Source organism: Pantoea sp. paga, from assembly GCF_007558755.1.
In the GTDB taxonomy this organism is placed as follows: Bacteria; Pseudomonadota; Gammaproteobacteria; order Enterobacterales; family Enterobacteriaceae; genus Pantoea; species Pantoea agglomerans.
In genome coordinates, this window is record NZ_VLTF01000003.1 from 97,850 (window position 1) to 111,735 (window position 13,886).

The following is a 13,886-nucleotide window of genomic DNA, read 5'->3' on the forward strand; positions in this document are numbered from 1 at the left end:
GGGAGATCCGGGCATACGGTCTGGAACAGGGAATATTGCAGGAGATGACGCAGAAAATCTGCCGACCCGTCCCTTCGCTGGCATGACCCAGATCAGGTTCAAAGGGTTCGGCTTGCGCCATCTCAGCCCATTACAGGACACCCCTCGGAGACATTGGTTATACGATAATTACTGCCAGAGTACAACGGTACAAATAAGCGTGCTGTTCCGGCGTTTTTGTCGCGCCAGTAACAGCATGACGATAGATTTTAAGTGACGTTGTCACTCAAGATCTGCGCCATTACTGGCAATGACTTTTTTGTACCACCAGAACGATTTCTTCCGCGTGCGCACCAGCGTACCGTTACCCAGGTCGTCGCGGTCAACATAGACAAATCCGTAACGCTTGCTCATTTCACCCGTTGAGGCGGCAACCAGATCGATACAGCCCCAGCTGGTATAACCCATCACTGGCACGCCATCCTCTATTGCGTCACCCATGGCGCGGATATGTTCGCGCAGATAGCTGATGCGGTAATCATCGTTGATCTCGCCATTGGATTCGATCTCATCGCGCGCGCCCAGGCCATTTTCCACCAGAAACAGCGGCTTCTGATAGCGGTCATACATCATATTCATGGTGATGCGTAAGCCGAGCGGATCGATGCCCCAGCCCCACTCACTGCGCGGTACATGGGGATTGGTCAGCGATTTCACCACATTGGCGGCGCTACTGTTCTGCTCGTTCATCTCTGCCGAGGCGCAACGTGAGGCGTAGTAACTGAACGAGACAAAATCAACGCTGTTTTTCAGGATGTCGGCATCACCGTCAGCAATCTCAAGCGTCACCCCTTTTTCACGGAATACGCGGGCGGCGTAGGCCGGATAGGCTCCGCGCGCCTGCACATCAATAAAGAACAGGTTTTCGCGATCCTTTTCCAGTGCTGCCCAGACATCTTCCGGCTTGCTCGACCAGGGATAGAAGTTGCCACCTGCCAGCATGCAACCGACCTGGTTCATCGGATTCACTTCATGCGCAATGCGCGTCACCAGCGCACTGGCGACCAGTTCATGATGGGCTGCCTGATACTTTACCTGATCCTTGTTCTCACCGGGTTCGAACACCAGACCGGCGCCGGAAAACGGGCTGTGCAGCAGGATATTAATCTCATTAAAGGTCAGCCAGTATTTCACCAGGCCATCAAACGCCTCAAAGCAGCTGCGGGCATAACGAGCAAAAAAGTCGACCATTTTGCGATTGCGCCACGAGCCATATTCAGTCACCAGATGCATCGGCACATCAAAGTGACAGAGCGTGACCAGCGGTTCGATATTATATTTGCGGCACTCCTCAAAGACCGCGCGGTAAAAGGCGATGCCTTGCGGATTGGGCGTCAGTTCATCGCCATTGGGATAGAGACGGCTCCAGGCAATCGACGTGCGGAACACGCTAAACCCCATCTCCGCCATCAGCGCAATGTCCTCCGGATAGCGGTGATAGAAATCGATGGCTTCATGGCTGGGATAGAATTCATCGTCACGCAGGGTAAAACGCTTTTCCAGACCGAGTTTGACCGGCATACGGTGCGGGCCATGTGGAATCATGTCAACGGTGGTTAAGCCCTTTCCGCCCTCACGAAAGCCGCCTTCACTCTGGTTGGCGGCCAGTGCGCCGCCCCATAAAAATCCTTGCGGAAACCTTGAATCAGACATGCAATCCTCTTTTCCGGGTCAGCATGACCCTTTCCTTTAGTGGCTATTAATCGCGTTAGCGCGTTCGGTAACGGGCGCAGGTTGCGTTGCGCTTTCGGGTGCGGTTTTGGTTTCAGGCTCGGTTTCAGGAATATCTTCAAAACCTAACAGCAGCGTCAGCACAAATGAGAGCACCACAGACAACACCATGACCGCACCGACCCAGACAATACTCATGGGATTGGTGGGATCGAAGAACTGTACGCTGGTAAACAGGCCGGGAGAGGCCATGGAGTGGCTGGCCAGCCCGCCAATGCCCGCGACCGCGCCGCAGATAAAACCACTGATCAGACAGGCGATCAGCGGTCGTTTTAAGCGGACCGCAACGCCATAGAGCGCCGGTTCTGAAATGCCGGCAATAATCGCTGATGCCGCCGCTGCCAGCGCGGTCTGGCGCAGTTCACGGTTTTTAGTCCGGAACGCCACCGCCAGCGACGATCCTCCCAGCGAGAGGTTGGCACCAATCTCTGACGGCATCACCATGCCCTCTTTGCCGGTTTCGGCAATGGTCTGGATGATGGTGGGGGTGAACACCCGATGCATCCCGGTCATCACCAGTAGCGGCCAGATTGCGCCCATAATCGCGACAGAAAGCCAGCCAAGATAGCCATGCACGGTATAGACCAGCGCGGAGATGCCGCTGCCGATCCAGATGCCAATCGGACCAATCAGCACAATCGCGATGGGTGCCGCAATCAGCACAATCAGCATCGGCTTCAGGAAGTTTTTAGTGACAGCAGGCGTAATACGATCCACGCCGCGCTCAATGTGCGACAGGATCCAGGTCATCACCAGCGCCGGGATTACCGTGTAGGTATATTTCACTGCGGTCACCGGGATGTAAGCAAATTCCACCGCCTGACCCTGTGCCGCTTTCGCCATCAGCTCAACAAAATTGGGATGAACCAGTACACCGGCAATGGCGATCGCCAGTGACATGTTCGTTTTGAATTTCAGCGCCGCAGAGGCGGCTACCATAATCGGCAGGAAGAAAAATGCGCCATCGCCAATTACGTTGAGGATGACCAGCGTTGATGAGCCTTTCTCAAACACGCCCGCCATATCCAGGATCATCGCCAGCAGCTTAACCATTGACCCGCCGATAATGGCCGGAATCAGCGGTGACATGGTGCCCACCAGCGCATCAAGAATGCCAGCACCGATGCCCCGCAACGTGATTTTACGTTTTACGGGTGCAGTCGATGTCGCTGCGGGCGAGCCCAGCTCCAGCACCGCCTGATAAGCCTGTGAAACGTTGTTACCAATGATCACCTGGCACTGAGTGTCGTTGTGCACCACGCCCATAACGCCATTGATCGCCTTGAGCCGGGGATAGTCGACCTGAGTTTCATCTTTCACCACAAACCGCAGGCGGGTCATGCAGTGGGTTACGGCTTCGATATTGGTGAGGCCGCCTAGCGCATCGACGATGGCGCGTGACACCTCGGCATAATTTCTGGGCATGATCGCTCTTCTCTGTAGGGTAAATCGGTCAAAGTTTTTATGTTTTAGCGCCTGCAGGCAGGCAAATAGGAAACCGGTTTCACAAAATCATGAAGTGCTTTCACGGCGCCGACAAGCGCCAAAATCAACCAGATCTCTTTTTTGTGAACTCCATCACTTGGTGCTGTCAGGTAACTTCGTTGAAAGGCGGGGTAAATATTTCCAACATTGAGAGGCTTAGGTAGACTGCAGGACGACGCAGCAAAGGAGTATCACCATGGCAACGATTCAGGAAGTGGCAAACAGGGCGGGCGTCTCAAAAGCGACAGTGTCACGTGTGCTCTCGGGCAATGGCTATGTCGGGCAGGAAAAGCGTGAAAAAGTACTGAAGGCGATTGCCGAAACCGGATACCGGCCCAATCTGCTGGCGCGCAACCTGGCGACAAAAACGTCTCAGACCATTGGACTGGTGATCACCAATACGCTCTACAGCGGCAGCTACTTCACTGAACTGATGGCACACTCCGCGCGCATACTGGAGCAGCAGGGCCGCCAGCTGATTCTGGCGGACGGCAAACACACCGCTGAGCAGGAAGAGGCGGCGATACAGTTTCTGCTCGATCTGCGCTGTGACGGCATCATTATCTATCCGCGCTTCCTGAGCATTGACGCGCTGGATGCGATTATCTCGCGGCATAAACAGCCGATACTGGTGATCAACCGGCGGCTGCGCGTCAACCACAGCTACTGTATTTACAGCGATCAGCACGCCAGCAGCGCCACAGCGGTGAGCCATCTGCTGAATCAGGGACATCGCGAGATCGCGTTTATCACCGGTTCGCTCGATTCGCCGACCGGCGTGGAGCGGCTTTCCGGCTATCACGCTGCGCTGGCCGCGCAGGGCATTGAAGCCGATTCCCGGCTAATCGTGACGGGTAAATGGACGGCGCAGAGCGGTATGGCGGCCGTGGACACGTTGCTGGAACGCAGGGTGACATTCAGCGCGCTGGTGGCGAGTAATGATGAGATGGCGATTGGTGCCATCAAGCGTCTGACTGAATGCAACATTGCGGTACCCGGGCAGGTTTCGGTGATTGGCTTCGATGATATTCCGCTGGCACCCTACATCACGCCGTCGTTATCCAGCATGAAACTGCCGGTCACCGAGATGATCGATGAGACGATTAACCGTCTGCTGACCATGCTGGATGGCGGAGACTGGCATACTCAGGCACCTTTCACGGCCAGCCTGATGCTGCGGGACTCCGTTACTAAAGGCCCCGGCCATTCTGCTTAACCTGCGGCGATCTGTATCACCTCTATCGCCTGTTCCCTGAGCTGCGCTATCGTCGCCGCATCCAGCGTCTCATCGGTAATCACATGCCCGACCTGATAACCGGATGAAAGCGGATAGGGGTGAATCTGACCAAACTTGGAGGCGTCGGTCAGGGCATAGCTCTCAGCGCCTTTCGCCAGCACGGCATCCACCACATCACAGCGCAGCATGTTGCGGCCGGTAAAACCGGTCTCCGGATGCCAGCCATCCACGCCAACAAATGCCCGATGAAAATGAATCTGCTGGATGGAATACCGCGTCAGCGGGCCGACTACCGACTCACTGCTTTTCTGCAGCAGGCCACCGAGCACAATCACCTCACAGGCGGCTTCCCGAAGAAGCTGGGCAATATAGTGACTGACGGTAATCAGCGTAAGATCGGCGCGGTCAGCCAGCGCACGCGCCAGCAGCGCATTGGTACTGCCGCCTTCGATGAACACCGATTCACCCGCCTGAACCAGGCTGGCCGCATGTCGTGCCAGCGCCTGCTTAGTGGGATAGCGGGTATTCATGCGGGTGCCCACGTTATCGCTGTCCAGTGCCAGCGCGGAGCCGTGAACCCGCCGCAGCAGTCGGTCGCGTTCCAGCAGCGTGAGATCCTGACGCACCGTCACTTCAGAAACCCCGGTAAGCTGCGCCAGCTCACTGACCGTTACGCTGCCCCGGCTATTAACCAGTTGAATAATCTGATGATGTCGCGGGTTCATAATTGCGTTTCGCAGAAAAAAAGGAGCTACAGTGTAGCAGGGATATCCCGCGCCGGTGTACAACGCGGGATTGGGGTCAGGACAAATCCAGCGACCGGCGTCCGTTGAGATTGAGATCCTGCAGCGTAAAGCGCTGGTCCCACTCTGTTTCATAATCTTCCGGCGGAAAATCTCCCGGCGAACGTCCCTGCTCCAGGGCCTGTGCAACCCGCCGGGCATAGGCGCGGTTTTTGTCACACATTGGCGCAGCGGGGATATACATCACATTGCCCCAGCCCTGCTGATCTTCAACCGGTGCAACGGCGTGGATCACATCACAGTGCCACCATACCGAATCGCCCGCCTCTAAGGCCGGTATCGAACAGAGTCCGGCAATCAGGTGCGGATGCCACTGTTCATTAACGGGCAACACCCGGCCCGGTGCGACGCCGCACAGTTCATCTTCAGGTACGTCTGAAAGCAGCGGGCGCAGCAGGACATAGGCCATCGCTTGCGGCACAGGCACAACGTGCAGCAGACCCTGACCGGGGATCATGTCAGAGAGTGCGGTCCAGCCCTGAAAGGTCCGGAATACGGAACATTTGGTGGTACCCGGCAGATCATACTCATCCACTTTGGTGCGGTGAGCCGCATCCCAGGGGTCGTAAGCGGCAAAATCACCGTGAAACAGCTTACTGAAAACCTGCTGATATGCGGGGAGTAACCAGCGTTCCAGCGCGCCGGAATCGGTATGGGCGCCTAATCCTTTCGACGTGGTGCCCGGCAAGCGGCGACGGATGCGATCGGGATAGATAACGCTGACATCCGGGTCAAACCACTGCCTGCCCTGCGATTCAGACTTCCATAACCGGTTCAGAAAAGATTGCGCGTCAGCCATTGCCGCGCTCTGCCGCGCCTGCATTTGCGCCTGTGACCAGTAAATCGGATAGATTTCAGGACGGGAGGCGGCCAGCGATCCAAAAAAGTCATCTCCGGGGCCGCGATAGTGTTCGTCAAACCGGTTGTGATCCAGATAGTCGAGCATCGACTTATCCCATGCCAGCGCCTGCTCACGTGCGAAGTGCTGCTTAATTACCACACAGCCGCGACGTTTAATCAGCGCCCGGGTTTCATCCGAAACCTTGCCCGCCGCAATGTCCTGCATGGGCACTACTGGCCAGGCGCTGCCCGTGCGCTTTTCATCTGCTTTTGCTTCAGCAATCGCAGCATTAATGTTGTCGCAAACCTGGCGGAATAGGGCATCGACATCACCAATCTGTTGACGTAACTGCTGTTTCATCTCGCGAATAGCGGCTTTGACGTCGTCAGGTAAAGGGGTTGATCGGGATTCTTCACGCATCTCATGCTCCTGAATGTCTGGGGTTGAGTTACGAATGTAATTGAAATAACCTTCATTCGTAATATGTGGCTGAGGTTAACATCCTTTTAACGAAAAAAAACGTGCGTGATAACACAACTCCGGAACCGGAACGCTCTGAAAGCCGTTAGCAAAGTCACTATTTGCATTCTCATTAATCCACACAGCGAGTAAGCTTTATGAATCAAATCAATCAGCCGAAAGGACAGAACGGCGAACGTAGAGGGGCAGGCGAGATGGCGGTTAAGATGATTGCGGTGGATATGGACGGCACCTTTCTGGACGACAATAAGCAGTACAATGTTCAGCGGTTTTCACGTCAGTATGCGCTGCTGAAGCAGAAGGGCATCCGTTTTGTGGTGGCCAGTGGTAATCAGTATTACCAGCTGCAGCGCTATTTTCCCGACATCAAAGACGAGATCGCTTTCGTGGCGGAAAATGGCGCATGGGTCTCTGACTGTAATGAAGAGATCTTCTGCGGAGATTTAGCTCAGGAGAAAGTGCATAAGATCCTTGATATCCTGGCGCATGAACCTGACATCGCGGTCGTGGTCTGTGGACGCAACGGCGCCTATATGCATTCATCTACCTCTGACGAGGTGATGGCAATGCTTGCAAACCACTATCACCGGCTGGAAAAACGCGATGACCTCTATGCCATCGACGACACCATATTCAAATTCTCGCTGAAGCTGGAGCACGAAGGGGTGGATGCACTGCTGCAAAGACTGCATTCCAGTCTGGGTGAGCTGGAAAACATCATGCATCCGGTATCCAGCGGTTTTGGCTTTATTGATCTCATTATTCCCGGCTGCCATAAGGCACATGGCATTGCGTTGCTGCAGGAAAAATGGGGCATCAGCGATTGCGAAGTGCTGGCGATTGGTGACAGCGCCAATGATATTGAGATGCTGCGTCAGGCCTGCTTCAGTTTCTCGATGGCCAATGCGGCTGATTCGGTCGCTGCCGTGGCGCGCTATCAGACTCAGAGCAACAATGATGAAGGCGCGCTGAATGTCATTTCCCGCGTGCTGGCGCGCGAATTCCCGTTCGATTAAGCCTGCACTGCGTGAGAACAGGCGGTGTTCTATCCGCCACTCTCCTGATGGCTGCGCGTGTGATGTTCCATTTCATCCAGCGCAGCCTGATTCTCCAGTCCCCACTGATACATCTGCTCAATTGGCTGGGCGAAGGTATGTCCCAACGGCGTAAGGCTGTATTCCACTTTTGGTGGCACCACCTGCCAGACCTGACGCGACACCAGTCCGCGCTGCTCCAGCTCACGCAACGTCTGAATCAGCATCTTCTTCGAAATACCCTGCAGGCTGCGCTCCAGTTCGCCTGTACGCGCCCGATTTTCCGGCCAGTGATAGAGCGCATGCAGCACCATCGTGCTCCATTTCACCGAAAAGAGCTCCAGCAGGCGGCGCGGCGGTGAATCCGCATAAAAGCAAAGTTTTCCTTCAACCCAGACCGGCATAGTGACTTCCCAATTAGTATGGTAACCAAAAGGTAACTACTACCAAATGGGTTTCCGTGTGTCTATAGTGGGCCGCTTTCTTTACGACCACCAGGTGAGAAGAGGCAACAGATGAAAATTAACGCGCTGATAGCGTCCCAGGCAGACCAGCCGCTGCGGGCAGGCCAGGTAGAGTTACGCGAACTGCAGGCTGACGATGTGAAAATCGAAATTCTTTACTGCGGTGTCTGTCACTCCGATCTGCATATGGCCCGTAATGAATGGGCCGTCAGCCGCTATCCGCTGGTTCCCGGTCACGAAATTGTCGGACGCGTTGTGGCTGTGGGGGGCAACGTCACTAAATTTGCCGCCGGGGAAACGGTTGGCGTTGGCGTGATGGTCGACTCGTGCGGTGAATGCCATTTCTGTCAGCAGCAGGAAGAGCAATATTGTGAGGCGGGTTTCACGCCGACCTACAACGGCACGGATAAATACACCGGCAATACGACATTTGGTGGCTATGCCCAGCATGTCATCGCCGACCAGCACTTTGTGGTCACGGTGCCCGACAATCTGGCGCTGAATGCGGTGGCACCGCTGCTGTGCGCTGGCGTGACCGTCTGGTCACCGTTGCAGCATTTTAACGTCAAAGCAGGCGATCGTGTGGGTGTGGTCGGGCTCGGGGGACTGGGTCATATGGCGGTTAAACTGGCCAGTGCACTGGGCGTAGAAGTTACCCTGTTTACTACTTCTCCGGCGAAAGGGGAAGATGCACGCCGGCTCGGCGCTAAGAACGTGGTGATCTCACGAGACGCCGCACAAATGGCTGACTGCCAGGCGTCACTGGATATCATTCTGGACTGTGTCGCTGCACCACACGACCTCGATCCTTATCTCGGTGCGCTGAAAACCAATGGTCAGCTGGTGCTGGTGGGCATTCCCGATCAACCTCATCCGTCACCGAATGTGACACCGATGGTGTTTCGTCGCCTGAGCATCAGCGGCACCTCGATTGGCAGTATTCAGGAGACGCAGCAGATGCTCGACTTCTGTGGTCAGCACAACATCACGGCTGACGTTGAAATGATCACCGGTGAAGAGGTCGAAACTGCCTTTGAACGTATGCTGACCAGCGATGTGAAATATCGTTTTGTCATTGATATGCAGAAAACCCACTGGTGATGAATACACGGTCCGCTGTGAAAGCGGACCGTCTGACCTTTACCCGGGCTGAACCCGAAGGATAAAGCCCGCCTATAGTTACAACATACTAATATGTTTTAGTGTCGGCCCACCTCATTAAATTCCGTGCAGCAGAGGTCTTGCAGCAAGATCGTTCTGATTAAACAAAAAAATACCCGGCTCATTGACCGGGTATCTGTTTTGACGTTTACGGGGTGCAGTTAATCCTGCTCTTTATCCGTGTCGCTCTTTTCCGCTTCTTCTTTCTCAACAGCATGGGTAAAAGGCTTGAGCAGCTGAATATCCAGAATCACATAAACCATGGTGCTGATAAACAGAGAGATGACACTGCCAAACACCCCGCTGGTGGTAAACGTCAGATAATTATAAATCACCAGCCAGGTCAGGCAGATAAACAGCGCGAGCGAAATGGAAAGATTGGGTACGGAGTAGTTGCTGGTACCACCGCCCTGGGTATGCGTCGCTTTAAACAGATTTCCGATGGAGTATTTCTCCAGCACCAGGATAGTCCTTTCCCAGTTACGCTGTTTACGCGCGCTGGCGCGGGTCAGGAACAGATAGAGAATAGAGATGAAGAAGCCGGAGAAGGCGATCAGCACCGGAATCGCTTCCAGCGCATATTCAATACTCTTATGAGGCGTGCCCGTGGTACTGAGATCAAGCGTCAGCGAGGCACCCAGCGCAGCATATAAAAAGAGAAACAGAATCAAAAAAGTCAGGCTACGTTTCCAGTCGCCATCAGCCTCTGCACCTTTTTGCTGGATGGCCAGCTGTAGCGATTGCTGAATCTGTTGTGCCTGTGGTGAGTCTGTTTCAACGGTGTGGCATGGCGCAGCAAAGAAGTTGTGCATAAACAGCTCATCTTCTTTGTGAATGGTGATTTTCATCAGAAACCTGTATTCGGGAAATTTTCTTTATTCTAATCAGCACAGCATGAATTAACAGTAACTTTGGTTTTATACCTTCAGCCCCGCACTGACTCAGCGGGATATCAGGTTTATCAGACTACTTAAAACTGAATCGTTTGCGAAATTCTGCTCAGCATTATCCTCTTCGTGACGCAGTTGCTGATAGCGCAGCAGGGCGGCATCGGCGTTATCTGCATGCACCACGTCCCACACCATCTTATAGCCATCAGCCATTAACGCGTCCTGCTGATCCTGCCGCTCAGTGTTCACGGCTCTGACTGTTTGCTCTTTCTGAAACAGACGATAGTCTGGCATGGCTATTTCTCCCCAGGCTGGTCCAGCGCTTTAAACTGCTTAATGGCTTCATTGATATTGTTGGTATCGACGGTCGCTATGCAGCGATCGCCGTTGAAAACCTCATAGCGGGCGTTATGCAGCTGAAACAGCAGATCCCTGCCACGGAAGTGTATACGTTTCTGTTTAACGCCAATCCCATGCCGCCGTAATAATGCCTGTGACAGGCGATCGGTCTCTTTTATCATTCCTTCAGCTCCTCGGCAGTACGTGGTCACTGCCAGTAAACCTGATGAACATTAGTTTTATATTAAGAGATAACCCTATTTATTACAGGGCTAAGCGCATGTTTCAGAGAAATTACCGGGTTGCGTGTGCTGACGGAATCAGAAGCCCACCGGATTAATGCCATTCCCTGCGTTAACGGACCGCAAATGCGGTACACTTGCCGGGATAACTCGCCACAGGACACGCCGCTATGAACGATAAAAAGATGATTTCCATTGATCAGTTCAACGCTGATGAACGACTGGCCGTCGAGCAAACCTATAAGGGCCTGGCCGAGAAGTACCGTCAACGAACCGGTAAAGAGCCTGATAGCAAAAAAGAGAAAGAATTCAATAGTGAAGCTCGTCAGATTATCATGACCAGCAAAATGGAGAAGCAGAGAGCGCAGGCTGAAAAGGAGAAGAAAAAACCACTGCGTAAGAAAAAACCTTCTTCAATGACCGCCAGCGAAGTCAGCGATTTCAACTGGTCTGCCTCAGTGGTTAAAGGCCGCCGATAAACAGCCTCCGCGCGTATTCATAGCGCGCGGTATCTTCTCACATTACTGCCATTGTTCCCTGACTGCCATCGTCCCCGACACACAAGTCACAGCCTGACGAGATGTCTTTCGCGGCCCGCAATAAGAATATTCTGTAAATAATTTACCCTGATTTATTAATTACCGATAAACTGCCATAACCCGTTGCTGCTTCAGTCTGCATATGAACTACTACACTCCTGACGATATTCAACTGAAGCGCCGTTCGACGCGATTTGTGCGCCGCATGTTCATGATGCGCCAGCTCGGCACCTTTCTCTGTTTTCTGCCCATTCTGTCAGTATTGATGGAGATGGGAAAAAGCCCGGAGCTCTGCGCACTGCTATTTACTAATGCGTTTGTCTGGCCCTATGCGGCCTTCAGACTGGCATTGCGATCGCGCGATCCCACAGGTTTTGAACGTAAGAATCTGACACTGGATGCCGCTTTCGGCGGCTTCTGGGTGGCAACCATGGCGCTGAGTCCGCTTCCCTCGATTATTATCATGGCGGTACTGATCTCTGATCGTTACTCGGCGGGCGGTTGGGTTCAGCTGAAGTCTGCTCTGCAGGCCTTTCTTTTGACCTTTTTAATGGTCTGGTTAGCGGAAAAGGCGCCTTTGCAGCTGACTTTCTCTACCCGCACCGTCTGGCTGACTCTGCCGCTCGCCAGCGGCTATCTGCTGGCGCTCAGCGTGGTTTCACACAATCTGACCCTGAGTCTGCGAAAGAAGAATCAGGAGCTGGAACGCATTGCGCTGATGGATCCCGGTCTGAAAATACCTAACCGCCGTCTGTTTGAGCGGCGACTTGAAAGCGAGTTTTTACGTACACAGCGAGGTGAGGGTAAAGCCTGGCTGATGCTGCTGGATGTCGATCACTTCAAACAGGTTAATGACACCTTCGGGCATGAAGCGGGCGACTTTCTGCTGGCAGAGATCTCGGCACTGCTGCGGGACAGCGTCGGCCTGAAAGATATACCTGCCCGCTTTGGCGGCGATGAGCTGTGTGTGATTGTGCGGGATGCGGATGAACCCAGCATCATGTTGCTGGCAGCGCAGATCAGACAGGGGATTGCCCTGCTGCGGCTGCCGGCTTCATCCACCTTTCAGTGCTCGGTGAGTATCGGGATTGCACCGGCATGCGATGCGGCGACAATTCATGAATGGCTGAGATGCGCCGACGAGGCGCTGTATCAGGTCAAGCGCGCCGGACGTAACGATGTGCAGGTCTGGCATTCCGGCACGCTGGAAACGCTGAGTGAAGTCAGGAGCAGTTAACAATGCAGCCTGAGAGCGTGGCTCAGGCTGAGAGATTAAATCGCCGGGTAGTCGCCGGTGCCTTCAGGCCAGGGCGTGAGCAGATCAAAACCCTCATCGGTGACAGCGACGGTGTGTTCCCATTGCGCCGAGAGTGAGCGATCTTTGGTGACCACTGTCCAGCCATCTGACAGCACGCTGGTTCCGGCTTTACCGGCATTAATCATCGGTTCGATAGTGAAAATCATGCCTGCTTTCAGTGGCATTCCTTCGCCCGGCGTGCCGTAGTGCAGCACCTGTGGATCGGTGTGGTAAATTTCACCGACGCCGTGACCGCAATATTCACGAACTACCGAGAAGCCAGCCGATTCGGCAACACGCTGGATAGCCGCGCCCACATCACCCAGCGTCGCGCCAAGACGGACGGTTTTGATACCGGCGACCATCGACTGATAGGTGATCTCCACCAGACGTTTGGCACGGACTGACGGTGTGCCGACAAAGTACATCCGGCTGGTATCGCCATACCAGCCATCTTTGATGATCGCTACATCGATATTAACGATATCGCCATCCTTGAGTTTTTTGCTGGCCGGGATGCCGTGGCAGACCACATGATTGACCGACGTGCAGGTGGTGCGGGTATAACCGTGATAACCGATGTTTGCAGGCGTCACTTTAAGCTCATTCACAATAAAATCGTGACAGATATCATCCAGTTCTTCCGTAGTGATGCCGGGCCGGACGTGAGGTGTAATCATCGCCAGCACCTGAGCCGCAGCCTCTCCGGCTGCACGTGCCATTTCGATTTCCGCTGCGGTATGAATTTTAACGCTGTTCATGACACGTCTCCTTGTGTGGTGAGGCTCTCTTTAGGGAGCATATTGCGTATATCAGCGCTGCCTTCCAGTTCAAGCCGGATTAGCTTCTGCGCCAGTTGATGTTGGGTCTGCTGCGGATAGAGTTCAGCCAGCATACCGAGTTTTAGCCAGTGTTCTGCCTGTGCATTAATCGAACGGCTCATCGCCTGACTGGCGATGCGCAGATTCTCATGCATCAGGTCGGAGATTTTTACGATGCCCATGCAAGCCTTATATGAAACGTATATGTTTCGTATAGCTTAACGCCAACGGCGTGATTTGAAAAGAGGGGGGGAGATTGTTGCGCGTCTGAAGCAGGGTACAGAATGATGACCAACGGCCACGCATTTCGATCGGAACAGAAAAATTTATAGGTAACAGGAAGGTGTGTATTGCCAGGTAACAGTAGGGCAGCCCCGCCGAAAAAGCGCCGAAACACTGTCTTTTTCCTGAAAACGTAGCTGATGACTGAGCAGATGAAATACTGGGTTTTTCTGGTGGCTATGGATATTAAGTCTGTAGCAT

15 protein-coding genes and 1 riboswitch are annotated in these 13,886 nt (G+C 53.9%); of the genes, 5 read left to right on the top strand and 10 right to left on the bottom strand.

The features are described 5' to 3' along the window. Nucleotides 1–52 precede the first annotated feature (52 nt). Nucleotides 53–155: riboswitch (TPP riboswitch) on the bottom strand. Between the two features lie 106 nt (nt 156–261). Both FOV68_RS10325 and ascF read right to left on the bottom strand, forming a co-directional pair. Continuing rightward, complete coding sequence (locus FOV68_RS10325; RefSeq protein WP_143990770.1) at nt 262–1,692, bottom strand: 6-phospho-beta-glucosidase; 1,431 nt, start codon at nt 1,690–1,692, stop codon at nt 262–264. Between the two features lie 36 nt (nt 1,693–1,728). Beyond that, nucleotides 1,729–3,195: a PTS cellobiose/arbutin/salicin transporter subunit IIBC gene (gene ascF, locus FOV68_RS10330; protein ID WP_143990771.1), complete on the bottom strand. Its 1,467-nt coding sequence runs from the start codon at nt 3,193–3,195 to the stop codon at nt 1,729–1,731. A gap of 256 nt (nt 3,196–3,451) precedes the next feature. Between ascF and FOV68_RS10335 the strand changes: the two genes are divergently transcribed. Next, nucleotides 3,452–4,471 carry a LacI family DNA-binding transcriptional regulator gene (locus FOV68_RS10335; protein ID WP_143990772.1) on the top strand — a complete coding sequence of 340 codons (1,020 nt, stop codon included), beginning with the start codon at nt 3,452–3,454 and terminating at the stop codon, nt 4,469–4,471. Here the strand turns inward: FOV68_RS10335 and FOV68_RS10340 are convergent. Together FOV68_RS10340 and FOV68_RS10345 are read right to left on the bottom strand one after the other, a co-directional pair. Further along, nucleotides 4,468–5,217 (bottom strand): DNA-binding transcriptional regulator YciT, encoded by a 750-nt coding sequence (locus tag FOV68_RS10340; protein WP_143789352.1) that lies wholly within the window; start codon nt 5,215–5,217, stop codon nt 4,468–4,470. The two genes, FOV68_RS10335 and FOV68_RS10340, sit on opposite strands and share 4 nt — an antisense overlap. 76 nt (nt 5,218–5,293) lie before the next feature. Then, complete coding sequence (locus FOV68_RS10345) at nt 5,294–6,556, bottom strand: DUF1479 domain-containing protein (RefSeq protein ID WP_143789354.1); 1,263 nt, start codon at nt 6,554–6,556, stop codon at nt 5,294–5,296. Nucleotides 6,557–6,810: 254 nt separating this feature from the next. On the opposite strand from FOV68_RS10345, the gene FOV68_RS10350 reads away from it, so the two are divergent. Continuing rightward, complete coding sequence (locus FOV68_RS10350; protein ID WP_139794655.1) at nt 6,811–7,632, top strand: Cof-type HAD-IIB family hydrolase; 822 nt, start codon at nt 6,811–6,813, stop codon at nt 7,630–7,632. Nucleotides 7,633–7,661: 29 nt separating this feature from the next. Here the strand turns inward: FOV68_RS10350 and FOV68_RS10355 are convergent, their stop codons facing one another. After that, the gene (locus FOV68_RS10355; RefSeq protein WP_039389774.1) at nt 7,662–8,054 is read right to left on the bottom strand and encodes a helix-turn-helix domain-containing protein; all 393 of its coding nucleotides are present in this window, start codon (nt 8,052–8,054) and stop codon (nt 7,662–7,664) included. Nucleotides 8,055–8,165: 111 nt separating this feature from the next. On the opposite strand from FOV68_RS10355, the gene FOV68_RS10360 reads away from it, so the two are divergent. Then, the gene (locus FOV68_RS10360) at nt 8,166–9,215 is read left to right on the top strand and encodes an NAD(P)-dependent alcohol dehydrogenase (RefSeq protein WP_143990773.1); all 1,050 of its coding nucleotides are present in this window, start codon (nt 8,166–8,168) and stop codon (nt 9,213–9,215) included. A 221-nt stretch (nt 9,216–9,436) separates the two neighbouring features. On the opposite strand, the gene FOV68_RS10365 is transcribed toward FOV68_RS10360, so the two are convergent. The 3 genes from FOV68_RS10365 to FOV68_RS10375 all read right to left on the bottom strand — a co-directional run bounded on the left by FOV68_RS10365 (nt 9,437) and on the right by FOV68_RS10375 (nt 10,686). Then, nucleotides 9,437–10,123 carry a hypothetical protein gene (locus FOV68_RS10365; protein WP_033760640.1) on the bottom strand — a complete coding sequence of 229 codons (687 nt, stop codon included), beginning with the start codon at nt 10,121–10,123 and terminating at the stop codon, nt 9,437–9,439. Between the two features lie 93 nt (nt 10,124–10,216). Beyond that, nucleotides 10,217–10,459, bottom strand: coding sequence for a hypothetical protein (locus FOV68_RS10370; RefSeq protein ID WP_039389782.1), 243 nt, complete (start codon nt 10,457–10,459; stop codon nt 10,217–10,219). A 2-nt stretch (nt 10,460–10,461) separates the two neighbouring features. Continuing rightward, nucleotides 10,462–10,686: a hypothetical protein gene (locus FOV68_RS10375; RefSeq protein ID WP_010670434.1), complete on the bottom strand. Its 225-nt coding sequence runs from the start codon at nt 10,684–10,686 to the stop codon at nt 10,462–10,464. Nucleotides 10,687–10,916: 230 nt separating this feature from the next. Here FOV68_RS10375 and FOV68_RS10380 point away from each other — a divergent pair, with 230 nt between their 5' ends. Together FOV68_RS10380 and FOV68_RS10385 are read left to right on the top strand one after the other, a co-directional pair. Further along, nucleotides 10,917–11,225 (top strand): hypothetical protein, encoded by a 309-nt coding sequence (locus FOV68_RS10380; RefSeq protein WP_031591637.1) that lies wholly within the window; start codon nt 10,917–10,919, stop codon nt 11,223–11,225. Between the two features lie 202 nt (nt 11,226–11,427). Further along, nucleotides 11,428–12,522 carry a diguanylate cyclase gene (locus tag FOV68_RS10385; RefSeq protein ID WP_115388274.1) on the top strand — a complete coding sequence of 365 codons (1,095 nt, stop codon included), beginning with the start codon at nt 11,428–11,430 and terminating at the stop codon, nt 12,520–12,522. A 35-nt stretch (nt 12,523–12,557) separates the two neighbouring features. Here FOV68_RS10385 and map read toward each other — a convergent pair whose 3' ends face one another. Both map and FOV68_RS10395 read right to left on the bottom strand, forming a co-directional pair. Continuing rightward, complete coding sequence (gene map, locus FOV68_RS10390; protein ID WP_143990774.1) at nt 12,558–13,343, bottom strand: type I methionyl aminopeptidase; 786 nt, start codon at nt 13,341–13,343, stop codon at nt 12,558–12,560. Further along, on the bottom strand, nt 13,340–13,585 hold the full coding sequence (locus FOV68_RS10395; RefSeq protein WP_143990775.1) for a ParD-like family protein: 246 nt from the start codon (nt 13,583–13,585) through the stop codon (nt 13,340–13,342). The genes map and FOV68_RS10395 overlap by 4 nt, the downstream gene beginning before the upstream one ends. Nucleotides 13,586–13,886: the final 301 nt, after the last annotated feature.

Bases quoted from the DNA above. Each gene is read 5' to 3' on its own strand.
- FOV68_RS10325 (WP_143990770.1), bottom strand. From the start codon at position 1,692: ATGTCTGATTCAAGGTTTCCGCAAGGATTTTTATGGGGCGGCGCACTG.
- ascF (WP_143990771.1), bottom strand. From the start codon at position 3,195: ATGCCCAGAAATTATGCCGAGGTGTCACGCGCCATCGTCGATGCGCTA.
- FOV68_RS10335 (WP_143990772.1), top strand. From the start codon at position 3,452: ATGGCAACGATTCAGGAAGTGGCAAACAGGGCGGGCGTCTCAAAAGCG.
- FOV68_RS10340 (WP_143789352.1), bottom strand. From the start codon at position 5,217: ATGAACCCGCGACATCATCAGATTATTCAACTGGTTAATAGCCGGGGC.
- FOV68_RS10345 (WP_143789354.1), bottom strand. From the start codon at position 6,556: ATGCGTGAAGAATCCCGATCAACCCCTTTACCTGACGACGTCAAAGCC.
- FOV68_RS10350 (WP_139794655.1), top strand. From the start codon at position 6,811: ATGGCGGTTAAGATGATTGCGGTGGATATGGACGGCACCTTTCTGGAC.
- FOV68_RS10355 (WP_039389774.1), bottom strand. From the start codon at position 8,054: ATGCCGGTCTGGGTTGAAGGAAAACTTTGCTTTTATGCGGATTCACCG.
- FOV68_RS10360 (WP_143990773.1), top strand. From the start codon at position 8,166: ATGAAAATTAACGCGCTGATAGCGTCCCAGGCAGACCAGCCGCTGCGG.
- FOV68_RS10365 (WP_033760640.1), bottom strand. From the start codon at position 10,123: ATGAAAATCACCATTCACAAAGAAGATGAGCTGTTTATGCACAACTTC.
- FOV68_RS10370 (WP_039389782.1), bottom strand. From the start codon at position 10,459: ATGCCAGACTATCGTCTGTTTCAGAAAGAGCAAACAGTCAGAGCCGTG.
- FOV68_RS10375 (WP_010670434.1), bottom strand. From the start codon at position 10,686: ATGATAAAAGAGACCGATCGCCTGTCACAGGCATTATTACGGCGGCAT.
- FOV68_RS10380 (WP_031591637.1), top strand. From the start codon at position 10,917: ATGAACGATAAAAAGATGATTTCCATTGATCAGTTCAACGCTGATGAA.
- FOV68_RS10385 (WP_115388274.1), top strand. From the start codon at position 11,428: ATGAACTACTACACTCCTGACGATATTCAACTGAAGCGCCGTTCGACG.
- map (WP_143990774.1), bottom strand. From the start codon at position 13,343: ATGAACAGCGTTAAAATTCATACCGCAGCGGAAATCGAAATGGCACGT.
- FOV68_RS10395 (WP_143990775.1), bottom strand. From the start codon at position 13,585: ATGGGCATCGTAAAAATCTCCGACCTGATGCATGAGAATCTGCGCATC.